At 30.3% G+C, this 25,938-nt stretch carries 22 protein-coding genes and 1 other annotated feature; of the genes, 4 read left to right on the plus strand and 18 right to left on the minus strand.

The genetic code is table 11. The annotated features are described in order from the left end of the window. Positions 1-452: 452 nt before the first annotated feature. The 6 genes from leuB to ABCM86_RS01820 form a co-directional block, all read right to left on the minus strand. A complete protein-coding gene (gene leuB, locus ABCM86_RS01795; protein ID WP_295779322.1) occupies positions 453-1,523 on the minus strand; it encodes a 3-isopropylmalate dehydrogenase in 1,071 nt (356 codons plus the stop codon). Between the two features lie 140 nt (positions 1,524-1,663). After that, complete coding sequence (leuD, locus tag ABCM86_RS01800) at positions 1,664-2,152, minus strand: 3-isopropylmalate dehydratase small subunit (protein ID WP_343003349.1); 489 nt, start codon at positions 2,150-2,152, stop codon at positions 1,664-1,666. Position 2,153: 1 nt separating this feature from the next. After that, complete coding sequence (gene leuC / locus ABCM86_RS01805) at positions 2,154-3,449, minus strand: 3-isopropylmalate dehydratase large subunit (RefSeq protein ID WP_343003350.1); 1,296 nt, start codon at positions 3,447-3,449, stop codon at positions 2,154-2,156. Positions 3,450-3,465: 16 nt separating this feature from the next. After that, entirely contained in the window at positions 3,466-5,211 is a 1,746-nt protein-coding gene (gene leuA, locus ABCM86_RS01810) for a 2-isopropylmalate synthase (protein ID WP_343003351.1), read from the minus strand. Positions 5,212-5,532: 321 nt separating this feature from the next. Continuing rightward, positions 5,533-5,755, minus strand: a binding site (T-box leader). 101 nt (positions 5,756-5,856) lie between these two features. Further along, positions 5,857-6,570: a phosphatase gene (locus ABCM86_RS01815; protein WP_195929006.1), complete on the minus strand. Its 714-nt coding sequence runs from the start codon at positions 6,568-6,570 to the stop codon at positions 5,857-5,859. Between the two features lie 83 nt (positions 6,571-6,653). After that, positions 6,654-7,913 (minus strand): S1 RNA-binding domain-containing protein, encoded by a 1,260-nt coding sequence (locus ABCM86_RS01820; protein ID WP_295676309.1) that lies wholly within the window; start codon positions 7,911-7,913, stop codon positions 6,654-6,656. Between the two features lie 393 nt (positions 7,914-8,306). Here ABCM86_RS01820 and ABCM86_RS01825 point away from each other — a divergent pair, with 393 nt between their 5' ends. The 3 genes from ABCM86_RS01825 to ABCM86_RS01835 all read left to right on the plus strand — a co-directional run bounded on the left by ABCM86_RS01825 (position 8,307) and on the right by ABCM86_RS01835 (position 11,352). Then, positions 8,307-8,846 carry a TraR/DksA C4-type zinc finger protein gene (locus tag ABCM86_RS01825; RefSeq protein ID WP_295676311.1) on the plus strand — a complete coding sequence of 180 codons (540 nt, stop codon included), beginning with the start codon at positions 8,307-8,309 and terminating at the stop codon, positions 8,844-8,846. Positions 8,847-9,232: 386 nt separating this feature from the next. Continuing rightward, on the plus strand, positions 9,233-9,910 hold the full coding sequence (locus tag ABCM86_RS01830; protein WP_343003352.1) for a DNA alkylation repair protein: 678 nt from the start codon (positions 9,233-9,235) through the stop codon (positions 9,908-9,910). 41 nt (positions 9,911-9,951) lie between these two features. Then, a complete protein-coding gene (locus tag ABCM86_RS01835; protein ID WP_343003353.1) occupies positions 9,952-11,352 on the plus strand; it encodes an NAD(P)/FAD-dependent oxidoreductase in 1,401 nt (466 codons plus the stop codon). 156 nt (positions 11,353-11,508) lie between these two features. Here the strand turns inward: ABCM86_RS01835 and ABCM86_RS01840 are convergent, their stop codons facing one another. From ABCM86_RS01840 to ABCM86_RS01885, 10 genes are all read right to left on the minus strand, one after another. Then, a complete protein-coding gene (locus ABCM86_RS01840) occupies positions 11,509-13,005 on the minus strand; it encodes a metallophosphoesterase family protein (RefSeq protein ID WP_343003354.1) in 1,497 nt (498 codons plus the stop codon). A 268-nt stretch (positions 13,006-13,273) separates the two neighbouring features. Beyond that, entirely contained in the window at positions 13,274-13,660 is a 387-nt protein-coding gene (locus ABCM86_RS01845) for a DUF1667 domain-containing protein (protein ID WP_295573097.1), read from the minus strand. Positions 13,661-13,662: 2 nt separating this feature from the next. Further along, entirely contained in the window at positions 13,663-14,922 is a 1,260-nt protein-coding gene (locus ABCM86_RS01850) for an FAD-dependent oxidoreductase (protein ID WP_295676320.1), read from the minus strand. Between the two features lie 13 nt (positions 14,923-14,935). Beyond that, the gene (locus ABCM86_RS01855) at positions 14,936-16,372 is read right to left on the minus strand and encodes an NAD(P)/FAD-dependent oxidoreductase (protein WP_195928984.1); all 1,437 of its coding nucleotides are present in this window, start codon (positions 16,370-16,372) and stop codon (positions 14,936-14,938) included. Between the two features lie 281 nt (positions 16,373-16,653). Further along, positions 16,654-17,367 carry an MIP/aquaporin family protein gene (locus ABCM86_RS01860; protein WP_195928982.1) on the minus strand — a complete coding sequence of 238 codons (714 nt, stop codon included), beginning with the start codon at positions 17,365-17,367 and terminating at the stop codon, positions 16,654-16,656. Between the two features lie 83 nt (positions 17,368-17,450). Then, positions 17,451-18,968: a glycerol kinase GlpK gene (gene glpK, locus ABCM86_RS01865; protein ID WP_195928980.1), complete on the minus strand. Its 1,518-nt coding sequence runs from the start codon at positions 18,966-18,968 to the stop codon at positions 17,451-17,453. Between the two features lie 141 nt (positions 18,969-19,109). Continuing rightward, on the minus strand, positions 19,110-19,679 hold the full coding sequence (locus tag ABCM86_RS01870; protein WP_295733297.1) for a glycerol-3-phosphate responsive antiterminator: 570 nt from the start codon (positions 19,677-19,679) through the stop codon (positions 19,110-19,112). 288 nt (positions 19,680-19,967) lie between these two features. Then, entirely contained in the window at positions 19,968-20,801 is an 834-nt protein-coding gene (locus ABCM86_RS01875; RefSeq protein ID WP_195928976.1) for a deoxyribonuclease IV, read from the minus strand. Positions 20,802-20,896: 95 nt separating this feature from the next. Next, on the minus strand, positions 20,897-21,406 hold the full coding sequence (locus ABCM86_RS01880; RefSeq protein WP_343003355.1) for a methylated-DNA--[protein]-cysteine S-methyltransferase: 510 nt from the start codon (positions 21,404-21,406) through the stop codon (positions 20,897-20,899). 301 nt (positions 21,407-21,707) lie between these two features. Continuing rightward, the gene (locus ABCM86_RS01885; RefSeq protein ID WP_195928972.1) at positions 21,708-22,508 is read right to left on the minus strand and encodes an EFR1 family ferrodoxin; all 801 of its coding nucleotides are present in this window, start codon (positions 22,506-22,508) and stop codon (positions 21,708-21,710) included. 278 nt (positions 22,509-22,786) lie between these two features. On the opposite strand from ABCM86_RS01885, the gene ABCM86_RS01890 reads away from it, so the two are divergent. Next, on the plus strand, positions 22,787-23,194 hold the full coding sequence (locus ABCM86_RS01890; protein WP_195928970.1) for a hypothetical protein: 408 nt from the start codon (positions 22,787-22,789) through the stop codon (positions 23,192-23,194). 229 nt (positions 23,195-23,423) lie between these two features. Here ABCM86_RS01890 and ABCM86_RS01895 read toward each other — a convergent pair whose 3' ends face one another. Both ABCM86_RS01895 and aspS read right to left on the minus strand, forming a co-directional pair. Beyond that, entirely contained in the window at positions 23,424-23,759 is a 336-nt protein-coding gene (locus ABCM86_RS01895; RefSeq protein WP_195928968.1) for a DUF2325 domain-containing protein, read from the minus strand. A gap of 385 nt (positions 23,760-24,144) precedes the next feature. Then, positions 24,145-25,935, minus strand: a complete 1,791-nt coding sequence (gene aspS, locus ABCM86_RS01900) for an aspartate--tRNA ligase (RefSeq protein ID WP_343003356.1) — start codon at positions 25,933-25,935, stop codon at positions 24,145-24,147. Between the last annotated feature and the right edge of the window lie 3 nt (positions 25,936-25,938).

Genomic DNA, 25,938 nt, shown 5'->3' on the forward strand with positions numbered 1-25,938 from the left:
TTTTTATTGTCAACAAATAGATAAATTTCACTTTTTTGCAGTCCTATATTGCTTATGTACTTCCATATTCACAAATATTTTTAAATATTTTTCCAATTTTAATTGACATAGTTTGCATTCTTCTATACAATTTAAGTATAAATTAAGTTATTGATAAAATATGTTTGAAAACATGCAAACCAAGTCAGAAGACTTTGTAGTCTTTTGGCTTTTTTTATTTTTCTATAACTTAATTCATATTCTACTTTCCCCAAAAGATAGAATAGAAAAATAACCCTGTCTTATAATATGTATTTTTTATTTTAATCAATCACCTCAAGGGTGATTTTTTTTTATTAAAAACTAAAATCCATAAAGTCTGTATATAGACTTTATGGATTTTAGTTTCGTTTATTTACTTTAATCATAATATTTATGAGTTATTTATATTAAATATAATTAAATTTGATTTATTATATTTGCTTCGCTATTAAATCGCCCATTTCTTTTGTTCCAACTACTTCTCCAACACCATTGTAGATGTCTTTTGTTCTATATCCTGCATTTAAGACATTTTCAACTGCATCTTCAATTGCTTTTGCTTCTTCTTCTAATTTAAAACTATATCTAAGCATCATAGCCACTGATAATATTGTAGCTATTGGGTTTACTATGTTTTGACCTGCTATATCAGGTGCACTACCATGAATTGGCTCATACATCCCGAAGTCGTCTTCTCTGACAGATGCTGATGGTAACATCCCAATAGAGCCAGTTATCATTGATGCCTCATCTGATATTATATCTCCAAATATGTTATTAGTTACTATAACATCAAATTGAGAAGGGTCTTTTATTAATTGCATAGCTGCATTATCTACATACATATATGATAATTCGACTTCTGGATATTCTTTTGATAATTCATTTAAAATTTTTCTCCATAATTTAGAGCTATCAAGAACGTTGGCTTTATCTACACAAGTTAATTTTTTATTTCTTATCATTGCTGTTTCAAAAGCCTTTTTGCCTATTCTTCTTATTTCGTTTTCGTCGTATTTTTCAACATCATATGCAAACTCAATGCAATCTTCTATTCCTGTTTTTCTTTCTCCAAAATAGATTCCTCCTGTAAGTTCTCTTACAACGACAAAATCTATACCTCTTTCTACTATGTCAGCTCTAAGTGGAGATGCTTCTTTAATACTTTCGTGCATTGTTGCTGGTCTTAAATTTACAAATAATCCAAGACCAGATCTAAGAGCTAATAGACCTTTTTCTGGTCTTCTTTCGCTGTCTATATTGTCCCATTTTGGTCCACCAACTGCACCTAATAAAACTGCATCACTTGCTTTGCATATATCTAGCGATTCTTTTGGTAGTGGTTCTCCTGTTTCATCAATTGCTGCACCACCGCCTAATACATTTGTATATTTAAATTTATGATTATATTTTTGAGCTATTTTGTCTAAAACTTTTAATCCTTCGTTTACTATTTCTGGACCGACACCGTCCCCTTTTATTACTGCTATATTAAAATCCATCTATAATAATCCCCCTAGTTGACTTCTTTTCCCTTATATTTTTATTATTTTTAATTTATTTATATAATTTATTTCTACAAGTATATTTACTAATTTATTATCTTATATTTGATAATTTATTTTTATGTTTGTAGTATATTTTATTTATTTTTTTCTATTGATTTAATTAAGCCGCCATTTTGAATTATATTTTGCATAAATTCTGGGAATGGTTCTGCTTGATAAGTTTCGTTTTTTGTTATGTTTTTTATTACACCTGTATTGAAGTCAATTTCAACTTTGTCGCCTTCTTCAATTCCTTTTGCTGCTTCGTCACATTCAAGTATTGGAAGACCTATGTTTATTGCATTTCTATAAAATATTCTAGCGAAAGTTGATGCTATTACACAAGATATTCCACTTTCTTTTATCGCTATTGGAGCGTGTTCTCTTGATGAACCACACCCAAAGTTTTTGTTTGCTACTATGATGTCTCCTTCTTCTACTTTTTGAGCAAATTCTTTATCTACATCCTCCATACAGTGAGATGCTAATTCTTTCATATCAGGAGTATTTAAGTATCTCGCTGGTATGATTACATCTGTATCTATATTATCTCCGTATTTAAAAACTTTTCCACTTGCTAACATATTATTTTTCCCCTCCACAAACTTCACTTGGTGATGATATTTTTCCTGTTATTGCAGATGCAGCAGCAACTGCTGGACTCGCTAAATAAACTTCTGATTCTGTGTGTCCCATTCTTCCTACAAAGTTTCTATTTGTTGTTGATACTGCTCTTTCGCCTGCTGCCAATATTCCCATATGTCCACCTAAACATGGGCCACATGTTGGTGTCGAAATTGCAGCACCTGCAAGTACCATATCAGTTATATATCCTTTTTCTATTGCTTCAAGGTAGATTGCTTGTGTTCCTGGGAAAACTATACATCTTACATCATCAGCAACTTTTTTACCTTTCATTATTTCGGCAGCAATTCTCATATCTTCAATTCTACCGTTTGTACATGAGCCGATTACAACTTGATCAATTTTTATATCTTCAGTTATTTCGTCAGTAGTTTTTGTGTTTTCTGGTAGATGTGGAAATGCTACTGTCGGTCTTAACCCGCTTAAGTCTATTTCAATTACTCTGTCGTACTCAGCATCTTCATCTGCTTCATATACAGTTGGTGTTTTTTCTATTGTTTTACATGGATGTGAGTTTATATATTCTTTAGTTTTTTCATCAACAGGGAATATTCCGTTTTTAGCCCCTGCTTCTATAGCCATGTTACATATTGTAAATCTGTCATCCATTGATAAGTGTTGCACACCATCTCCCACAAATTCCATCGACATATATCTAGCTCCATCAACTCCGATTTCGCCGATTATGTGTAAGATTATATCTTTACCACTTATCCATTTAGATGGTTTATTTTTTAGAACAAATTTGATTGCTCCAGGTACCTTAAACCATGCCTTTCCTGTCGCCATGCCAGCTGCCATATCAGTCGAACCTATACCTGTTGAAAATGCACCAAGTGCTCCGTATGTGCAAGTATGTGAATCAGCACCGATTACTACATCACCTGCTGTTACTAATCCCTTTTCTGGTAATAAGCAATGTTCTATTCCCATTTGACCAACATCAAAATAGTTTACGACTTCTTTTCCTCTTGCAAAAGTTCTAGCAACTTTACATTGTTCTGCACTTTTTATATCTTTATTTGGTGTGAAGTGGTCACATACTATTGTGACTTTAGTATTATCAAATACTTCATCTATTCCTAATTTATTAAACTCAGTTATTGCAACTGGAGTAGTTATATCATTTCCTAAAACTAAATCTAAGTTAGCTTCTATTAATTGTCCTTTTTTTACTTCATCCATACCAGCGTGTTTTGCTAATATTTTTTGTGTCATTGTCATCCCCATCGGCATATCCTCCCAATTATTCTTAGTTTACATTCATTTTTATATAGCTCTTATTAATAGCGTTCATAAGTGCGCTTATTGCTGCCGTATTGATATTTTCAGAAATTCCAACTCCGAAATATGGTTCGTCTGCACCTGTATCAATTTGAATATAAGCAACCCCTTTAACATGTGAACCTTCACCAAGAGCATGTTCATGGTAGTGAACGAATTTATAGTTTTTAAGTGGTTGTAATTCTTTTTCATCTTGTTGCATTAATGCATTACTAAATGCATCTACTGGACCATTACCAGTTCCTTTAATTGTATAATCATGGCCGTCAAAGTTTATTACTGCTTCTAATGATAAGCTATTTGTCTCTATATTATTGCTATCAACATCAAATGAATCAGAATCTACTGAGCTTATTTTATATTTTGTTAATTTGTATGGTGTTTCTATATCGATATACCATTTTTTAAATAAGTTGAATATCTCTTGTGGAGAAAGTTCTTTACCCATTGAGTCTGAACATCTTTTTACTACTTTTCCAAAGTATGTCTGCATAGCTTTTGGCATATTATATCCAAATTCGCTTTCCATGATATATGCTGCTCCACCTTTACCAGATTGAGAATTTATTCTTATTATTTCTGTGTATTCCCTTCCTAAATCGTGAGGGTCTAATGGTAAATATGGAACTTGCCATACATATTCACCTCTAGATTCTCTAGCTTTCATTCCTTTTCTGATTGCATCTTGGTGTGAACCAGAAAAAGCAGTAAAGACTAAATCACCGACATATGGATGTCTTTCATGTATATTTAATTTTGTGCAGTTTTTGTATATATCTGCTATTTCATTTATATTTGAAAAGTCTAGCTCAGGATCTACACCTTGTGCGTACATATTCATTCCCACTATTAATATGTCTAAGTTTCCTGTTCTTTCACCATTTCCAAATAATGTACCTTCTATTCTATCTGCTCCTGCTAATAATCCTAACTCAGCAGCTGCAGTTGATGTCCCTCTATCATTGTGTGGATGTAAACTTATTGTCACACAATCTCTATTTTTAATATTTTTGCTGAACCATTCTATTTGGTCTGCATATCTGTTTGGTGTAGTCATTTCTACAGTTGATGGTAAATTTATTATCATCTTATTTTCTTGTGTTGGCTCCCAAACATCCATAACAGCCTCACAAATTTCAAGAGCATATTCCATCTCAGTTCCTGTAAAACTTTCTGGTGAATATTCAAATTGGAAGTTTGTTTCTGGATATTTAGCTGCTTCTTCTTTCATTAATTTTGCCCCTTTAACAGCTATTCCTATTATTTCGTCTTTTTCCATATTGAACACTACATCTCTTTGTAATACTGATGTTGAATTATATAAATGCACTATTGCATTTTTACATCCTCTTAATGCATCAAAAGTCTTTGTTATTAAGTGTTCTCTTGATTGAGTTAAAACTTGTACCTTAACATCATCTGGTATTAAGTTCTCATCTATTAACTTTCTTAAAAAGTCGTATTCAATTTGTGACGCTGATGGAAATCCTATTTCGATTTCTTTGAATCCTACATCTAACAACATTTTAAACATTTTCATTTTTTCATCTACGCTCATTGGAGTAGGTAGTGATTGATTCCCGTCTCTTAAATCTACACTACACCAAATAGGTGCTTTTGTGATATCCTTGTCTGGCCATTCACGATTTGTAAAGTTTTTTGGTTGAAAGTCTGGTTTTACATATTTTTTATAATTAAACTCACTATTTCTCATTTTTTATCCCCCTGTATTAACTATTCACATTGTGTATTTTGTATATTATTCAGTATTTTCTGATATTTAGTTTGAGTATTTTTCCGCTTTACTCAGTTATTTGTACTATTTGCCCATGTACTTATTTAACATATGTGCCTTTATATGTGTTTATATTCCCTAGTTATTTTTTATTTTGTGCTTTTTTATTCCCTATTATTTTTCTCTTATCGAGTCCCAGTTATTATTAGTTATTTACCAAATATTAAAAAAATTTAAAATTTAATTGAGATTGGCCTTATCTCTTTTATTTTTTGTGTTAAAAAAACCCCGTCTCTAAAAATTAGAGACGAGGTTGTATTCTCGCGGTACCACTCTAGTTAGCTTATAAAAAGCTCACTCTGTAACAGTTAAAATTAACTGTCTGCCTTATAACGTAGACTAACGTTTTACCCTAGGTAAACAGCTCCTAGACAAGTTCAGATTCATCCACTGCCAAATCACACCAGCCTTTGGCTCTCTGTAAGCTTCATAAATTCCTACTACTTCTACTCAACGCCTTTGTTTAGTTTTTGTTGTTATTTTGTGTATTTTCTTAACTTAATTAAAATAATATATTATTTACCATTTATTGTCAATAAATTTTTATATATTTTCTTCAATTCATTAAATTCCGAAAAATTCTATAATTTGATCTTCCCAATAATTGATTACTAATTCTTTTGGGAAATTAGCTTCTTCAATTATTGCTTCTGCATATTGGAAAACTCCTATATCATAACATATATGAGAGTCTGTTCCCATTATTATTCTTACACCGTATTCTTTACAAAGTTCTAGGTATTTCAGTATATTTTCTCTAGCGCCCTCTCTAGATGTATTTGGTGATAATGATGAATTATTTACTTCTAATAATATATTTTTTTCTTTTGCTTTTTTTACTATAGCTTCATAATCAAGCTCATATCTAGCGTCATCTGGATGACCTATTATTTTTACTTTTTCTTTATCCATAACGTTAAGGATTGCCATTGTATTGTCTTCTTTAGTAGATGGTTCTATACATACTATATGAAGACTAGCTATTAGATAATCAAGACCATCAAGAGCTTTTGAATCTAATTCGTCTATATTTCCATTAACATCAAGTATATTAGCTTCCATACCTCTTAATATTTTAACGCCATCCATTTCTCTTGGAACTACTTTTAGATTGTGAAAAAAGTATTCTGCTGGTCCGCCTGTCATTGTTGAACCATGGTCAGATGTCCCAAGAAATTTCATGCCATGTTTTTTAGCAAATTGTATATTTTCATGTATCGTGCTGTAAGCGTGTCCACTTGCAACAGTATGTGTATGCATATCTATTATTGCTTTCATTATTCTTCCTCTCTATGATATTTAGTATAAAATGATTCAAGCTGCCCCAATACTGAGACAGCTCTTATTTTAATGTTTAATTATTATTTTCCAGCTTTTTTTATAGCGTCGCCAATTGTAGCACCTAAAGATTCTTCAGGTTTCATAAATTGAGTGTAATCTTCTTCTGGCTCTGCATTAACTTCTTTTATAGATATTAACATTCTTTTTTCTTCTGGATGGAAGTTTAATATTTTAGCTTCTATTTCATCACCAGGATTTACTACGCTGCTTACTGTTGGAACTCTTTTTTCGCTTAATTGAGATATTGGTAAATAAGCTTCAACACCTTCTTTTATTTCAACGAAAGCTCCTCTATCTATAGTTCTAACAACTTTACCAGTTATAACATCACCAACAGCAACTTCTTTAGCTATTAATTGCCATGGATCGTTGTTTATATCTTTTACTGCTAAAGCTATTCTATTATTTTCTTTATTTACTTCTAATACATAAACGTCTAATTCTTGTCCTTCAGAAACTACATCTTCAACAGACTCTACTCTTTTCCAAGCTAAGTTGTTTATATGAGCTAATCCTTCTAAACCTTCACCGATATCTATGAAAGCTCCATAAGGCATTATTTTTGTTACTTTACCATGTATTTTTTGTCCTACTTCAAGAGAATCGAATATGTTTTGTCTAGCTTCTTTAACCCTAGCTCTTTCTGCATCTCTTTCAGCTTTAACTTTAGCTCTTTCTGCGTCTCTTTCTGCTTTTTCTCTTTCTTTTCTTTCTTGTCTTTCTACATTTATTCTTTCTTGTAATACTTCTCTATGAGATGCAACATATTTGTTTCTGTTTGTGTTGAATTCTATTATATAAACTTCTAAATTTGCACCAACATATTCTTTTGTATCGTTTACAAATTTAGTGTCTATTTGAGATATTGGTATAAATAATTGAATTGATTTGTATTTTGCAAATACACCTCTTGGTATAGCTTTTTCAACATATGCAGTAACTATTTTATGTTCGTTATATGCTGCTTCTACATCTTTTAAGTCTTGTTCTTTATCTGCTAATACTTTTGATAATCTTACAGTACCATCTTTAGGAGATACTTTAGTTATAACAGCAGATACTTTGTCGCCAACTTTATAAACATCAGCAACTTCTTTGTCCTTTTCTATATTTAAATCGTCTGATATGATTACTCCGTCAAATCCACAATCTAAACCAAGTACAACTGCATCATGAGTTACTTTAGTTATAGTTCCTGTTATAAGTTCCCCTACTTTTAATTTGTCTAACTGTTGTTCTTGTTGGTCTAACAGCTCTTGCATTGATAATTCATTAGTCATTTTATAATACATCCTTTCACACGTTTATCTTATTAATCCTATAAGTATTATTATACCATTAATCGTTAAAATACCTACAGTTTTATCACAAAATTTATACATAAATTTTATTTATTTTACAAATAATCGACGTTTTTAATATATTCTTATTTTTTCAATTTCTAAATAAGAAATTCCCTCTTCTAATGATTAATGTATATTTTTTTGCTATATCTTAATATTATACTAAATTTTTTGTAATTTTACATCAATCTGACAAAACTTGGTACGATTTATTTCCTAAATTCTCTAAAAACTGCACATCATACACTAAATCCATATATGAATATGATTTTAAATACTCCATATAATAGAATCGATATTTTAAATATTTTAGATATAAGGATGATAATTATGAATTCAAATAACTATAAAAAGCAACTTAAGAAACAAAAACAAGAATTAGAAAATTTAATTTCTGAAATGGAGGATAACACTCTATTTGGCGATACTACTCACCACACAAGCGAAAGATATAGCTCTGGCGAATTATCTAGTTATGATAACCATCCCGGAGATATTGGAACAGAAGTCTATATGAATGACATGCAAAATAGTCTTACTGACCATCAAAAATACCAACTTGATAAAGTAAACGAAGCATTATCAAAAATAGACGATAATTCATTTGGCTATTGCGAAAGATGTCATCACAAAATAGAACCAGAAAGACTCGATATTCTTCCAGAAACTCAACTATGTGCTCATTGTGCACAACAAACTGAAACTTACTCTAAATACGATAATACTGAGCAATACGACGCAAATAATATAAATATGGACCCTCATTTTTATTCAGAATACGTCACAGATTTAACTGATTTAAATAAAAACGGATCATCTGTAAATGAAAATTGTCCGAGAGATAAGGATGATTTATTTTATAGTAATTAAAAATATGCATAAAATAAGTGTTGTAAATTTTACAACACTTATTTTTATTTGTATTCTTATTTCTATTTAAAACTTATATATAATTTTTCATCTGTAATTTCAACAAATATTAAGTATTCTTATCTACACTAATACACTTTTATAAATTTTATAAAATTCTCTCCTACTTTTATATTTAAACAAAAAAATAGAAGGTGAAAATCACCTTCTTCTTGGTAAATAATTAATACATTTAAATAACTGGGCACTATATGTATATATTTATTGTATATAATTTTAGATTTTTGTGCAACTTTTTTTATAGTTTTTATCACAAATTTTTTTATTCTTTCCCTTGATTATGCTACTATTTGTTATAGAAAGGTTATAAAGTTTGAGGTGATTATATGTACGATTTAAGAGATAAATTATTTGAGTTATCTGATGATAAGTTTAAAACATTTCACAGTAGATTATGTCCAAATACGGATAATATAATAGGGGTTCGTCTTCCACTATTAAGACAACTTGCAAAAGAAATTGCAAAGGGAGATTGGAGAAATTTTTTGTCTAACTCTAAAGAAGAATATTATGAAGAAATTTTAATAAATGGATTAGTCATAGCATATGCTAAATGTGATGTAGAAGAAAGATTAAATTATATTGAGAGTTTTGTTCCAAAAATAGATAACTGGGCTATTTGTGATAGCTTTTGTAATACATTGAAATTTGTAAATAAAAATAAAGAAATCATGTGGGAATTTATTCAATCTTATCTTAAATCATACAACGAATTCGAAATAAGATTTGCTGTTGTAATTATTCTAAATTACTACATTACTGAAGATTATATAGATTTAGTATTAAAAACTTTAGACAATATTAAACACGATGGCTATTATGTTAAAATGGCCGTTGCATGGGCTATTTCTATGTGTTTTATCAAATTTGAAGAAAAAACTATGGCTTATCTCAAAGATAATAGCTTAGATGATTTTACATATAATAAATCTCTACAAAAAATCTGTGAATCTCTTCGTATAGATAAAAATACAAAAGAATTGATAAAATCTATGAAGAGATAGGTTTAATCTTAAATAATATAAATTTATAGGGGGTATTTTCTATGAAAAAATATGACGTGATTATTATAGGTGCAGGTCCTTCTGGGATATTCTGCGCTTATAAACTAATAGAAAATAATAAAGATCTAAATATATTAATGATTGAAAAAGGCAGACCTATCGAAAAAAGAAATTGCCCTAAACGTAAAACTAAGAAATGTGTTGGTTGTAAACCATGTTCAATAACTACTGGGTTTGCAGGGGCAGGTGCTTTTTCTGACGGTAAATTATCTTTATCACCAGATGTCGGGGGCAACCTTCCAGAAATATTAGGATATGATAAAGCTATCGAACTTATTAAGGAATCTGATGATATATACTTAAAATTTGGAGCTGATACTAAGGTATATGGAGTTGATAAAGAAAAGGAAATTATAGAAATAAGAAAAAAAGCTATCACTGCTAACTTAAAGTTAATTGAATGTCCTATAAGACATCTCGGCACTGAAGAAGGTTATAAAATTTATTCAAAACTTCAAGACCATCTATTATCATCTGGAATAGATATTATATTTAATACTATGGTTGAAGATATAATCATAGAAGATAATACGGCAAAAGGAGTTGTCTTAGATGATGGGCGTGAATTTTTCGGTGATGAAATCGTAAGCGCAATTGGACGTGAAGGCTCTGAATGGTTCTCAAATATATGTAAAAAACACCATATAGAGACCCAAGTAGGTACTGTAGATATTGGTGTTCGTGTTGAAGTTAGGGATGAAGTTATGGAATTTTTAAACAAAAACCTATATGAGGCTAAATTGGTATACTATACGCCTACATTTGACGATAAAGTTAGAACATTTTGTACTAATCCATCAGGTGAAGTCGCTACTGAATATTATGAAGATGGGCTAGCTGTTGTAAATGGTCACGCATATAAATCAAAAGAATTTAAAACTAACAACACAAACTTCGCACTATTAGTATCTAAAAACTTTACTAAACCATTTAAAACACCGATAGAATACGGTAAGCAAATCGCTCAACTTAGCAATATGTTGTGTGATGGCAAGATATTAGTCCAAACTTTTGGTGATTTTCAAAGAGGAAGAAGAACTACAGAAAAAAGACTTTGTAGAAATAACTTAATTCCTACACTTAAAGATGCAGTCCCTGGTGATTTATCTTTAGTTATACCTCATAGAATAATGGTCGATATAAAAGAAATGATTTTAGCATTGGATAAAGTTACTCCCGGCATTGCAAGTGATGAAACTCTACTCTATGGAGTTGAGGTCAAATTTTACTCTAATAAAGTAATTGTAAATAAAGATTTTGAAACAAGTGTTAAAAATCTTCGTGCTATGGGAGATGGTGCGTCTGTTACTAGAGGGTTACAACAAGCATCTGCCAATGGACTTAGCGTCGCAAATAGCATACTTTCAAAGTTAAATAAATAGAAATATGGATTTTTTAATATATAGGAAAAATTCACTTCGTTCATAATGCCAACGACTTTGTCTGTTGCTTTAAATAATAAAAAAGATGCATGATAAATATTTATCTCACATGCATCTTTTTAAATTTATAAGTCTTTTAGATAATTGCTTTTAAATTTATTTTTTTATTGTAAATGATGAATCTATTTTTTTATTATTATCAGTTCTATAAGTATTTATTGTAAATGTTTTATTTGTGACATCTATTATTGAATACGTTGGCACACTTTCCTGCCATCTTGATGCTATATAGGCTTCTTGGTTTTCTGATAAATTATAATACTTACTTCCTGTAGATGAATCGGCAGTAAGATATAAAACTCCTTTAGGCTTTTTAACTACCATAAATGATTTATTTGTTACTGCATAATCGTCTTCTATAGACCTCATATAATTTTCATATTGTTCATTTTTTTCTTTTTCTCCATTTGTATATTTTTCATAGTCTTTTTCAGTAATCATAGATGATTCATCCAGCTTTGCACCTTTTAATATATATGATCTTGAATATATGTGGTCATGCCCTGTTAATACAACATCTATATTATTTGCTTCTAATATTGGTACGATTTTATATCTCATTCTAGTTAATTTAGGTGAGCTAGAATGTTCTCCAGAGCCATATATATCGTGGTGCATTGATACTACTCTCCATGTGGCATCTTCGTTTAGTTTTATTGCATTTTCTATAAATTCTTTGTGCTCAGAAATTTTTTTACTATTGCTATTTAATATTATAAATAAAGTATTTCCATATCTATAATAATAATCACTGCCTGCTGTTGTCTGTCCTAGTCCGCTTTGGTTTGGAGTATTAAAGTGGTATGAATAGTTACCGCTTGGTGAATCATGATTTCCAATCGTAGTTGCTACAGGCATTGATTTTAATAGTGATGGACTTAAATACCCTGAATATTCAATTTCATTTTTATTGTATAAAGCATTAGATTTACCTTTATCTCTCGATTGTATTTGGTCTCCTGATGATATTATAAAACTTATGTTACAATCTCTTTTTATAATGCTTTCGATAGTATTATTCCAGTTAAAGCTGTCGTTTCTAACTGCTCTATCCTGGATTTCATCTTCGCTCAAATCCTTTGGCATACATCTCCATGATGCACCTATTTGTGGATCTCCAACAAAAGCAAAACTATATCTCTTGAAGTTTTTAGTTTGGTATAGTGTTGGTTTTGTCCATTTCCCATTGATTGTATAGCTATAATAATATCTAGTATTTGGTTTTAAATCTGTTGCTGTTGCTTTATTGCTTTTGAATCCTTCTGTTGCATTTGTTGTTGTGACTTGTAATGCTGTAGAATTTTTCATTTCTGGATTATCACTTATTTTCAAGTTCGGCTTTATTTCACATGTTTTTGAATACCATGCAAAATTCAGTTGTGTTTCATCACTACCTGGTGATAATGACATTTGTGTTGGAGAGTTTTTTATTTTTTCCCATTCGTCACACCATTCACTCCACTTTTCACTCTGGCCTTGTGATGTTTTTGTCGCATCTGTCCAGCTATTATTGTCTACAGCAAATACATTTGTAGATGATGTAATTATCATAACTGCAATAATTATTGATATAAGATAATTTCTTCTTTTCATATTTATGACTCACCCTTTTCAGTTGTAATATTATCAATATATACTACTTTGTTATGATGTAATTAAGTATAAATCCAAGTTATAAAGTATTCAACAAACTTAAGATAGATTTAAAATGTACTTAATTAACTTAACATTCTCTTAATATTTCTAATAAACTTCAATTATAGTATTTTATTCAAGTCGAATTTTTATTCATATAGCTATTTATTTTGTATCAAAAAAATAGTGTTAGATATTATGTTCTAACACTATTTATTCTAAATCTCTATTGTTTTTTTCTTATATTTCTAGTTGCTACAATATCCACACCTGTTCCAGCAATATTTGATACCAATACATCACCTATTTTTATAGGCGCTTCAACTTCTACATCTTTAAGCGCTTTTATACAGTCGTGTATTTTTGCTTTTGGAATATCTTCTTTAGTTTTAACCGAAACTACTGCTATATTTCCATTTTTAACTCTTACAATAGAAGTAACTATTCTTGTTGGATTTGTTACTTCTTTTACTGCGTATTCTTTTCCCTTTTTACAAGTGTTGCCTTTTACTTCAACAACTTCTGAACCATCCATATCAACAGTTAAATTGCAGCCTAAAGGGCATCCTATACAAATCAATTCGATTTTATTACTCACTTCTACAGCTCCCATAATTAAGCCTCCTCAATTCTTATAGTTATATCATCTAAATTTGTAAAGTTTTCAAGTTCTTCTTTTTTAAGAACAACTTGTTCCATCTCTCCTGGTGCCATAACTCTACGTTTTTTGTGCCCAACTCTTTCATCATTAAAGTAAGTTGATATATAGGCATTTTTAAATACATTCCCTACTCTAAAACGTACAGTTAATTCATCATCCATATTCTCTACGTTTATAGTTTTTGGAACTGTGTATCTAACTCCATCAACTGCTTTTATCTCTATTGTTTTTTTAGATTCTTTCTTTCCTTGAAGTATATATTTAGCTGCATTTTTACCTGCTGTTGCTGCCTCTTGTGAAACAAAGTCAACTAAATCATGAACATGTAACACATTACCACAAGCAAACACACCATCAACACTAGCTTCTAAGCTCTCATTTACACATGGTCCATTTGTTATAGGGTTTATTTCTACTCCCATTTCACGAGATAATTCATTTTCTGGTATAAGTCCACAAGATAATAATAATGTATCACAAGAATAGAATTCTTCTGTTCCTTCAACTGGTTTTCCATCTTTAACTTCTGCAATAGTTATTCCTTCTACTCTTTCTCTACCTTTTATATCTACTACTGTATGGCTTAATTTTAGAGGAATATCATTGTCATCTAGGCATTGTACGATATTTCTCTTTAATCCACCTGAATAAGGCATAAGTTCTGCAACTACTTTAACATCTGCTCCTTCTAATGTCATTCTTCTAGCCATTATTAGTCCTATATCCCCAGAACCTAGTATTACTACTTCTCGTCCTGGAAGAAATCCTTCGATATTTACTAATCTTTGTGCTGTTCCTGCTGAATAAATCCCTGCTGGTCTGTATCCAGGTATGTTTAATGCACCTCTTGGTCTTTCTCTACATCCCATTGCAAGAATTACTGATTTTGCATCTATTGTAAATAATCCTTCTTCTCTATTCATTGCTGTTACTGTTTTATTGCTATCTATATCCATAACCATAGTGTTTAATTTATACTCTATGTTTAGTTCTTTCGCTCTTTGAATAAATCTATCTGCATATTCTGGTCCTGTTAGTTCTTCTTTAAAAGTATGAAGTCCAAAACCATTGTGAATACATTGATTTAATATTCCCCCTAATTCGTTATCTCTTTCTAATATTAATATTGAATCTATTTTATTTTCTTTTGCTGCTATTGCTGCTGCAAGCCCTGCTGGTCCTCCGCCAACTACTACAAGATCATAATTTTTCATCCTCATTCACCCCTTATATTGAATCTTTAACTAAACCAAGTACCATATTTGACTCTCCACCGGCCTTTGTTATATCAAACATAGAAATACTCAACTCTCTTTCTAATATTTCCATAGTCTTTGGTGAACAGAATCCTGCTTGGCAACGTCCCATCCCTGCTCTAGTTCTTCTTTTTACTCCGTCTAATGATTTTGCACCTAAAGGTCTACGTATTGCATCTATAATTTCACCTTCTGTAATCATTTCACATCTACAAATTATATTTCCATATGCAGGTTGTTCTTTTATTAATTGGTTTCTTTCTTCTAAACTCAATGTATTTGGGTCAAGTATTCCTTTTCTAGTTCCTACAAAATTAGGGTTTTCTTCTAAGTTTAATTTTTCTTTTAATATATCTGCTACCATTTTTCCTATTGCTGGAGAACTTGTCAATCCTGGTGATTCTATTCCAGCGCAATCTATAAATCCTTTTGCATCCTCAAGCTCTTTTATTATAAATTCATGGTTATCTTCATGAGCTCTAAGCCCTGAGAATGATGTTATTACTTGTCGCATAGGAATATTTTTAACATTCATTGATGATTTTCCTATAACTGTATCTAATCCTTCTCTAGTTGTATTAACTCCTTCCTTATCATCTATATCAGTTGATGTAGGCCCTACTATTAAGTTTCCATGAGCTGTTGGAGAAACTAATACACCTTTTCCCATTTTTCCTGGAAGCGCGAATATTGTTCTTGAAACATGATTTCCTGCAGTCTTATCTAATAAGCAATATTCACCTTTTCTTGCTGTTATATTTATTTTATTTTGGCTTACCATGTTGTGGAACTTGTCTGCATAAACTCCTGCTGCATTAACTATATATTTTGTTTTTATATCCCCTTGATTTGTTTTAATTATAAATCCACCATCTATCTTTTCTATATCCTGAGCTTCTGTATTAAATCTAAATTCTATACCGTTTGTATTTGCATTTTCTGCAAGTGCTATATTAAGACCAAAAGGACATACAATACCACCAGTAGGAGCATACAATGCAGCGTAAACATCGTCTGTTATATTAGGTTCTAATTCTAAAACTTCTTCTTTATTTAATATTTTTAATTCTTTAACTCCATTTCTTATTCCTCTGTCATATAACTCCTTTAACTTTGGCATATCTTCTTCTGATAGGCAAATTACTAAAGATCCATTCTTTTTAAACGGAAAATCTAATTCTTTAGATAACTCCTCCATCATTAAATTTCCTTCTACATTTAGTTTTGCCATTAATGAACCTTCTGGAGCATCGAATCCAGCATGAACAATCCCACTATTTGCTTTTGATGTTCCTGAACACACATCTTCTGTTTTTTCTATAACACAAGCATTTACTTTATATCTTGATAATTCTCTTGCTGATGCACTCCCTGAAACACCAGCTCCTATTATTACTACATCATACATATAATCCATTCTCCTTTTTAAATATTAATTTTCGTATGTATTAAAAAAGCCAAGAAAATTAAAACCTACGTTAATAGGCTTTTAATTTCCTTGACTTTATCTCTATTCTCTAGTCTTAATATTTAATTTTACATTTGAATACGTTTTCTTTATTCTTATAAACTAGATGAGCAACTTTTGTATAAGCTACAAAAGTTCCTCACTTATATAATACTTTAAATTAATTTTTATTACAATAAAATTGTAATATTTTTCCATGATATCTTTTTAACAGTGTTATTCTACCATGGAATTGCTCCATATACTAATACAGCTATGATAGCACCAACTATTGGTCCTAATAATGGAACTATTGCATATCCCCAACCAGAGTCGCATTTACCTTCGATTGGTAATAATGCATGTGCAAGTCTTGGTCCGATATCACGAGCTGGGTTGATAGCATATCCTGTTAAACCACCTAATGACATACCTACTGAAACGATTATACCAAATACAAATATGTTACCTAGTCCTATATCTCCTGCTCCTGCTACATTACTGATACCTTTAATTGCAAATACTAAAATAAAAGTCCCTATAATTTCGCTTAAGAAGTTTAAAGGTTTGTCTTCTATTGATGGTGCTGTACAGAATACCCCCCTTTTTGTTGGGCCGTCTTCTGTTGCATCAAATTGACCTTTAAATAATACATATACTAAGCAAGCACCTAAAAATGCTCCTGCAAATTGAGCAATTATATATCCTGGAACTACTGACCAAGAAATTGTGCCATCTAAAGCTAGTGCTATTGTTAATGCTGGATTAAAGTGAGCGCCTGATGCTGCACCAAAAATATATGCGGGAATCATAACTGCAAGCCCCCAACCTAATGTTATTTGGATAGGTCCTGCACCTTTCATACCTGATTTATTTAGGTTTACATTGGCAACAACTCCACACCCTAAAATTATAAGAATCATAGTACCTAAAAATTCTGCTATATATGCTAACATAACATATTCCCCCTTCTTATTTTAACTCATATTATTTAATTTTAATTCTTATCATTGGTATTTTTCAAATTTCGTAAGTATTTCTATGCTTCTGAAGTTGCTTCTTCATCTTCTTTAGCCCATCCAAATGAGCATTTAACTGCTTTGTTCCATCCTTTGATTTTTTCTTCTCTATCTTCTCCATCCATAGCTGGAGTAAACACTTTATCTATTGCCCAGTTTTTAATTACGTCTTCTTTACTACCCCAGTATCCTACTGCTAAACCTGCTAAATATGCAGCACCCATAGCTGTAGTTTCTACACAACAAGGTCTTTTAACTGGTGCATTTATTATATCTGATTGGAATTGCATTAAGAAATCATTGGCACTAGCACCACCATCTACTTTAAGTGCAGCTAAGTCAATTCCTGAGTCAGCTTTCATAGCTTGTAATACATCATTTACTTGATAAGCTAATGATTCTAATGTAGCTCTTATTATATGGTATTTGTTAACTCCACGAGTTAAACCTACTATTGTTCCTCTTGCATATTGATCCCAATGAGGCGCACCTAAACCTGTAAATGCAGGTACTACGTAGCAACCATTAGTATCTTTAACTTTTTTAGCCATATATTCTGAATCTGGAGCAGAATCTATTATTCTAAGTTCATCTCTTAACCATTGTATAGATGCCCCTGCAACGAATATAGAACCTTCTAAAGCATAATTAACTTTTCCATCTAAGCCCCATGCTATAGTTGTTACTAATCCATTTTTAGAATAAACTGGAGTTTCTCCTGTATTCATCAACATAAAGCATCCAGTTCCATATGTATTTTTCGCTTCACCTGGATTAAAGCAAGTTTGACCGAATAATGCTGCTTGTTGGTCTCCTGCTGCCCCTGCAATAGGTATTTCTTTACCAAAGAATGACGCATCGCTATATCCATATATACAGCTTGATGGTTTTGGTTCTGGTAACATGCATTCTGGTATGTTTAATTCTTCTAATATTTCTTTATCCCAAGTTAGATCTTTTATGTTAAATAATAATGTACGAGATGCATTAGAGTAATCTGTTACATGAGATTTACCTTTAGTTAATTTCCATATTAACCAAGTTTCAACAGTACCAAATAATAATTCTCCTTTTTCAGCTCTTTCTCTTACACCTTCAACATTATCTAGTATCCATTTTAATTTTGTTCCTGAGAAATATGCATCTATTATAAGACCTGTTTTTTCTCTAAATTTATCTGTTAATCCTTTATCTTTTAAAGTATCACAGTATTCTGAAGTTCTTCTACACTGCCAAACTATTGCGTGATATACTGGTTCTCCTGTATTTTTGTCCCAAACTACAGTTGTTTCCCTTTGATTTGTTATACCTATAGCTGCTATATCATCTGCACCTATTCCCAATTTAGCCATAGCTTCAACAGCTACACCTAATTGAGATGACCATATTTCATTTGCATCATGTTCAACCCAACCTGGTTTTGGAAAGTATTGAGTAAATTCTTTTTGTGCTACACTGCACATTTCTCCTTTTTCATTAAAAATAATACATCTGTTACTAGTTGTACCTGCATCAAGCGCCATTACATATTTAGACATATTCAAAATCCTCCTTCTAAACCTTATACATTATAAATAAAAATATATATAATTATATAGACTAGTTGTACTTAAATAGTCATATATAATATCCCTAAATTAATGTCTGTCCTCATACCTTTGTGCCTCTTTGATATTCTACTACATTTTCCAAGTGTCCTGATTTGTTGAAGATACACATACAGCTCCTGATGAAAGTGCATCCATTATATCTTCTTTGTCTGTGATTAATCCCCCAGCAATAAGTGGACATTTTATTTGTTTTGAAATTCTTTTTATTATTTTTGGCATTACTCCTGGCAAAATTTCTATTATATCTGGATTTACGTTGTTTTGTGATTTAAAAACGTTTTCCAAAGCCATAGAATCGATTAAGAAAAATCTTAAAACTGTGTATAATGATAATTCTTTTGCCCTTTTAATTAAATTAGGCTTCGTAGTTATTATTCCATCTGCTTTAGTGTTTTTCTTTATAAAATCAACAGATATATCTTTTGCACTTAACCCCACAATTAAATCAATATGTACCATTGCAACTTTATTATTTTCTTTAATTTCGTCTACTATTTGTACTATATTACAGACGTCACCAAATAAAATAAATATGATTCTTATTGAATCTATTTTTACAGCCTTATGTAATCCATCCATATCTTTTACTGCTGCTATTATTGGATTGCTTTCTATTTCATTATAAAATCTAATATCCATTTAAAACTCCCTCTGTATACTACTTATTTCTTAATTTAGATACTAATTAGTATTACTAAAATACCCCTAAATTCATGTGTCAATAAAAAGAGCAATACTAAGTAAAGACAGGTCTGCCTTCTTTAATATCGCTCTCAACATCTCACATGTAATATTTACCATTTATACTTAGATAGTATCACATCAATTTGCATGACACAACATTTGATATTTTTTTAACGCCACTTTTTTTGATAAATATATTTTTAATAGTTTTTAGTATACAAAGTCAACCGTTATAGTGTTTTTTTATCCATTATACTTACTTTTTAGAAGTTCTATTTCTCTAGCATATCCATCTAGTTCATTAGGTGTTTCTAATAAAAATGGTAGATGTTTTAATGCATCGTGATTTATAATTCTAACTATAGCATCAAGCCCAATTTGACCTTCACCAATTCTAGCATGTCTATCTTTATGACTACCACAAGAATTTAAACTATCATTTAGATGTATTGCTTTTAATCTATCTAATCCTATAAGATTATCAAATCTTTCTAGTACTCCATCTAAGTCATTTACTATATCATATCCTGCATCAAATACATGGCATGTATCCAAGCATACACCTAGTTTTTCATCTAATTCTACTCCATCTATTATAGCTTTTAATTCTTCAAAATTACGCCCTACTTCCGTTCCTTTTCCTGACATAGTTTCAAGAAGAACTGTTGTTGTTTGTTCTTTTGTAAGTGCTTGATTTAACATATCTGTTATATATTTTATACCTACATCTGCTCCTTGTTTAACATGACTTCCTGGGTGGAAATTATATAAGTTGTTTGGAGTTAGTTCTAATCTTTTTAAATCATCTATAAATGTATTTACTGCAAACTCCCTTTTACTTTCATCCGCTGCACAAGCATTTAAAGTATATGGCGCATGTGCTAATAATTGAACAAAATTATTTTCTTTTGCTAAATTTAAAAATTTATTTATATCATTTTGATCTAATTGTTTTGCTTTTCCTCCTCTTGGATTTCTTGTAAAAAATTGAAACGTATTTGCATCTATTGTTAGGGCTTCTTTTCCCATATTTTCAAATCCTTTTGAGACTGATAAATGACATCCTATATTTAACATAAATTTAATTTCAATAGATTTTTGTTAATTTTACAACAATCCATTGATATCCTCCTCTACTATTTATATATATCTTATTTACTTTAATATTTTTATTAAAATTTGATTTCTTTTACTTTATTAACTTTATTTTTTTGTATTGATATACCTTCTAGATCTAAAAGTCTTTCCTTTAAATCTAATCCACCTGCATATCCTACTAATTTTTTATTTGCTCCTATAACTCTGTGACATGGAATTATTATAGGAATTGGATTTTTATTATTAGCCATACCTACAGCTCTACATGCCTTTTCATTTCCAATAGAAATGGCTATATCTTTATAAGACCTAGTTTCGCCATAAGGTATTTCAGTTAATGCCTTCCATACTTTTATCTGAAACTCTGTCCCATTTGGATGAAGGGGCAAATCAAATACCTTTCTTTGACCATCTAGATATTCTCTTATTTGAGTATAAGCCAGTTTGGTTAAATCACTTTCTTCTATAATTACATCGTCTATATATATATTTTCTGATTCAAAATATAAATTTGTTATATTTTGGCTATTATCTCTTATACCTAGTCTTCCTAACTCCGTATCATAAAAAAATAATTTATCCATTCAAATCCCTCCTCTTTATTCTACCCATTATTTCTTAAATTGTAACAAAATTATTGTCCTGTGTTCATTTTCTATATTTATTTATTATATATTTTGATACAAAATAAATCACCACATAATATTTTTACAAAACAAAAATTCGCTTCACTCATATCGCCAACGAATCAGAGATTCCGTTGATTTAGTTGATAGGTTGGAAATTATATATTTTCCACAAACCAAATAATATATAATTTCCTTAAAAATAAAAAAGCAACTACTAAGTTGCTTTTTATTTATAAATATCTTTCCTTAACAAATCCTATACTTGTTCACTATTTTCATTTTCTTGTTTCAACAACGGATTATAATATCTTCCCTTTTTCCTTGTACCTTTTCCATATTGTATTGCTTCTTGAGGACATCTACAGATACACGCCATACACTTTGTGCAGTGTTGTGACCACATTGGTCTTCCTTTATACAATTCTATATTTTTATATGGGCAAACTTTAACACAAAGACCACATGAGTTACATTTGCTATCAACATTAAACTTTGATGTTCCCATACAGCAAATATAAAATAATCTTTTTACTATATATGTTTTAAAATAATCCATTATAGTGTATTTATCTTTATCAAATGCATGCAGTTGTCTATCTTTAATCTGTTCATTTATCCTAACTATGCTTTTTTGAGCTTCTTCTAATTTTCTATTTCTTAAAAGAGTTGAATCCAAATCAAACATAGTTATAAAATTCTCTGGCATTTTTATAAATGTTGTATAGTATATTTCCATCTTTTTATCTTTAAACATATTATCTAAGTACTTTGACATACATCCTGTATCAGTACCACAAGTATATACAGAAAATAGGTAATGCTGTCTATATCCATTAAATTTTACTTTTTTTATAAAATTTTCAACTATTTGGGGTGGTGCCCATGAATATGTGGGAAATACAAATCCTATTTTTTCTTTTCTTCCTAAATCGTAAACATATTCTTCTTGATTTTTTTGCATTTCTCTAGCTATATCTATCAACATCTCATTTTGATATTTACCTAATTCTTTAGCTACCCATAAAGAATTTCCGGTCCCCGAGTAATAAAATATCATATGTCTATTCCCCCTAACCTGTAAAGTATCCTCTACTCCTATAAGTGAAACTTCTCTATTCATTGTTCTAAAATTTTTAAACTATAATTTTATATAATATAATTGCCTAAATTTATTATAGCATATATACTTTTCTTCTCTCCTAATAATAATTATGATTTATTAGGATTAATTTAACATAAATTTAATAATCCCTTTTATTTTATTATAATAGAATTAATTAATTTTGATGTATAATAAATATAATCGATTATGTAATTAATTGAAAGGAGGCTCATTTGTCAAATATATTAAATTTAGATAAAATCCTACTTCTCTTTTGTGGAGAAGACATATTTACTGATTTAAATAATGATAATTACAATCAAACAGTTGATGTTAGATCCTCCGAAGAATTTAATTCTACAACTTTACTACAACATAATGTTCCTGTAATAAATATAGCACAACATCAACTACTACATAAACATCTATATCTAGCTGGAATTATCGTTTTTTATGGACTCTTTAAAAATAGGCAGTTTATAAAAAGAAAATTACTAGAGATATCTAATAATAAAAAATTAAGAATATTAATTGGATGTTCACAAGGTAGGTTACGCAGTCCTGCTGTTTGGTTGTATGCTAGATTTTTAGGAATTGATGCAAAAATTTTGCAATATGGAATTAAGCATTACGTTGAATAATATATTTTCATAAAAAAAATCTCAGGGGACTAGGAATCCTGAGATTTTTTTGGTTATACCCTAATGACTTTCTATAACCATTTTTTTACTATATATATTATAGCCTAAATTTATGAATTTTTATAGTAATATTTTGATATTACCTATATCAATATTTGGTTATTATCTTTTATAAAATAATATTCTTAAATAAATATCCTTTTGATGTTAAACTTTATATGTAATATGTTTATTGATGTTTCATTATACAATTTTTATTTTTACAAACTCTACAAACACCTGTACATTCGTCTACTAAATCTAGAGATTGTTCAAAAGCAAATTTGCTATTGTTTTTATTTCTTATTATAGGAATATCTTGTTTTTTAGCTTGAGTTTCTACTGATGCCATTAGTTTATGTGACACTGTTGAAGTAAATATAACTATTGCATCTGGACTTCCAATCGACCTCTTAACTTTTGACGACATATTTAAAACTACCTTAGCTTTATATCCCCTATTTTTCGCTAACTGTATATAGTCTCTTTTCATTCTTTCATTTCCACCAACTACTACTAAACTCATATTCGTTCCAACCCCTTTTATTTATTCTCATTATCATTATGATAATTTAATTCTAGTTTATTTATTTCTATTTGTCAAACAGATGATATTGATTATCATTTTTAATATAATATTATATTATAATACCTTTTACAAAAAGTCAACCATAATTGATAATATTTATCAATTACACCTTAACTTCTATTATCTTGAAAGTAATTGAAATTAAAAAATTCACTTCGTTCATAGCGCCAACGAATCAAAGATTCCGTTGCTTAAGTTAATAGGTTAGAAATTATACATTATCCACAAACCAGATAATGTATAATTTCCTTAGAATTAAAAAAGACCGCATATTAAATATGCAGTCTTTTTATAATGCAAATTATACTAAGTATAGTTTGTATTATTCTTGTTCTTCTAATTCAACTTTTATGCTTAATTCTTCTAATTGACCTTCTTCTGGTAATCCTGGTGCATTAGTCATTGGGCATATAGCATTTTGGTTTTTAGGGAATGCTATTACTTCTCTTATGTTGTCAGCTCCTGTAAGTAACATCATAAGTCTGTCAAATCCAAATGCAAGACCAGCGTGTGGTGGAACACCGTATTTGAATGCTTCTAATAAGTATCCGAATTTATCGTTAGCAGTCTCTTGGCTCATTCCTAAGGCCTTGAACATCTTTTCTTGAACTTCTTCATCAGATATTCTTACACTACCTCCACCAAGCTCATATCCGTTTAATACCATGTCATAAGCTTTAGCTCTTAATTGAGTTTTATCTTCTTGATCTAATTTATCTATATCTTCGTCTAATGGGCAAGTGAATGGATGGTGCATTGCTATCATTCTTCCTGTTTCTTCGTCTTCTTCGAATAGTGGGAATTCAGTTACCCATAATAAGTTGTATTTGTTTTTGTCTATTAAGTCCATTTTTCTAGCAACTTCTAGTCTTAATTGACCTAATGCATCATATACAACTTTGTTTTTGTCAGCTACGAATAATATTAAGTCTCCTGCTTTAGCGTCCATTCTATCTAATATAGCTTTTATTTCATCTTCTGTGAAGAATTTAGCTATTGGAGAATCTATACCTTCTTCAGTAACTTTTATCCAAGCTAAACCTTTAGCTTTGTAAGTTTTAGCATGTTCTTCTAATTTTTTCATTCCTTTTTTAGAGAATGCATCTGCTCCACCTATTGCATTTATAGCTCTAACACTTGAGTTAGCAGCATTTGCAGCTGATGAGAATACTCCAAATCCACAGTCTTTAACTAAGTCTGATAAATCTGTAAGTTCCATAGCAAATCTAGTATCTGGTTTGTCAGAACCGAATCTGTCCATAGCTTCTTTGTAAGTCATTCTCTTAAGTGGTAATTGTATATCTATGTTGTGTATTTCTTTGAATATTCTTCCTATCATGTTTTCCATCATAGTCATAACATCATTTTCGTCAACGAAAGACATTTCGCAGTCTATTTGAGTGAATTCTGGTTGTCTATCAGCTCTTAAATCTTCGTCTCTGAAACATTTAACTATTTGGAAGTATCTGTCCATACCACTTACCATTAATATTTGTTTGAATAATTGTGGTGATTGTGGTAAAGCGTAGAATTTACCTGGGTTAACTCTACTTGGTACAAGGTAATCTCTAGCACCTTCTGGACTTGGTTTTATTAAGAAAGGTGTTTCTATTTCTAAGAAGTTGTTTTCAGATAAGTATTGTCTTACTATTTGAGCAACTCTACTTCTCATTATTAAGTTATTTTGCATAGAAGGCTTTCTTAAGTCTAAGTATCTATATTTTAATCTTTTATCTTCAGATACGTTGTCGTCATCTTTTATATATATTGGTGGAGTTTGAGATTTGCTAAGAACTCTAAGTTCTGTAGCTGATATTTCTATATCTCCAGTAGCCATGTTAGGGTTTTTAGCTTGTCTTTCACGAACTATACCTTTTACAGCTATAACATATTCTGAACCTAATTTTTCAGCTTTTTCAAATGCATCTTTACTTACGTCAGCATCGAATATTATTTGGCTTATTCCTCTTATATCTCTTAAGTCAACGAATACTAATCCGCCTAAGTTTCTTTTCTTTTGAACCCAACCATTTAGAATAACTTCTTCGCCAACATTGTCCATTCTAAGATCTCCACAATAGTGAGTTCTCTTTAATCCTTTTAATGTCTCCATGTT

The sequence above is a fragment of the Clostridium sp. 2218st1_F5_2218SCRN_220325 genome (assembly GCF_039062665.1).
In the GTDB taxonomy this organism is placed as follows: Bacteria; Bacillota; Clostridia; order Peptostreptococcales; family Peptostreptococcaceae; genus Intestinibacter.

Excerpts from the sequence above, each read along its gene's own strand:
- ABCM86_RS01880 (WP_343003355.1), bottom strand. The coding sequence starts at position 21,406 with ATGGATAAATTATTTTTTTATGATACGGAGTTAGGAAGACTAGGTATA.
- ABCM86_RS01850 (WP_295676320.1), bottom strand. The coding sequence starts at position 14,922 with ATGAAAAATTATGATCTTGTAGTAGTTGGCGGAGGACCAGCAGGGCTT.
- ABCM86_RS01845 (WP_295573097.1), bottom strand. The coding sequence starts at position 13,660 with ATGGGAGCTGTAGAAGTGAGTAATAAAATCGAATTGATTTGTATAGGA.
- aspS (WP_343003356.1), bottom strand. The coding sequence starts at position 25,935 with ATGGAGACATTAAAAGGATTAAAGAGAACTCACTATTGTGGAGATCTT.
- ABCM86_RS01855 (WP_195928984.1), bottom strand. The coding sequence starts at position 16,372 with ATGTATGATGTAGTAATAATAGGAGCTGGTGTTTCAGGGAGTGCATCA.
- ABCM86_RS01830 (WP_343003352.1), top strand. The coding sequence starts at position 9,233 with ATGTACGATTTAAGAGATAAATTATTTGAGTTATCTGATGATAAGTTT.
- ABCM86_RS01820 (WP_295676309.1), bottom strand. The coding sequence starts at position 7,913 with ATGACTAATGAATTATCAATGCAAGAGCTGTTAGACCAACAAGAACAA.
- ABCM86_RS01895 (WP_195928968.1), bottom strand. The coding sequence starts at position 23,759 with ATGAGTTTAGTAGTAGTTGGTGGAAATGAAAGAATGAAAAGAGACTAT.
- leuD (WP_343003349.1), bottom strand. The coding sequence starts at position 2,152 with ATGTTAGCAAGTGGAAAAGTTTTTAAATACGGAGATAATATAGATACA.
- leuB (WP_295779322.1), bottom strand. The coding sequence starts at position 1,523 with ATGGATTTTAATATAGCAGTAATAAAAGGGGACGGTGTCGGTCCAGAA.
- ABCM86_RS01815 (WP_195929006.1), bottom strand. The coding sequence starts at position 6,570 with ATGAAAGCAATAATAGATATGCATACACATACTGTTGCAAGTGGACAC.
- ABCM86_RS01870 (WP_295733297.1), bottom strand. The coding sequence starts at position 19,679 with ATGGATATTAGATTTTATAATGAAATAGAAAGCAATCCAATAATAGCA.
- glpK (WP_195928980.1), bottom strand. The coding sequence starts at position 18,968 with ATGTCTAAATATGTAATGGCGCTTGATGCAGGTACAACTAGTAACAGA.
- ABCM86_RS01885 (WP_195928972.1), bottom strand. The coding sequence starts at position 22,508 with ATGATATTTTATTACTCGGGGACCGGAAATTCTTTATGGGTAGCTAAA.
- ABCM86_RS01840 (WP_343003354.1), bottom strand. The coding sequence starts at position 13,005 with ATGAAAAGAAGAAATTATCTTATATCAATAATTATTGCAGTTATGATA.
- leuA (WP_343003351.1), bottom strand. The coding sequence starts at position 5,211 with ATGAGAAATAGTGAGTTTAATTATAAAAAATATGTAAAACCAGACTTT.
- ABCM86_RS01825 (WP_295676311.1), top strand. The coding sequence starts at position 8,307 with ATGAATTCAAATAACTATAAAAAGCAACTTAAGAAACAAAAACAAGAA.
- ABCM86_RS01860 (WP_195928982.1), bottom strand. The coding sequence starts at position 17,367 with ATGTTAGCATATATAGCAGAATTTTTAGGTACTATGATTCTTATAATT.
- ABCM86_RS01835 (WP_343003353.1), top strand. The coding sequence starts at position 9,952 with ATGAAAAAATATGACGTGATTATTATAGGTGCAGGTCCTTCTGGGATA.
- leuC (WP_343003350.1), bottom strand. The coding sequence starts at position 3,449 with ATGCCGATGGGGATGACAATGACACAAAAAATATTAGCAAAACACGCT.
- ABCM86_RS01875 (WP_195928976.1), bottom strand. The coding sequence starts at position 20,801 with ATGTTAAATATAGGATGTCATTTATCAGTCTCAAAAGGATTTGAAAAT.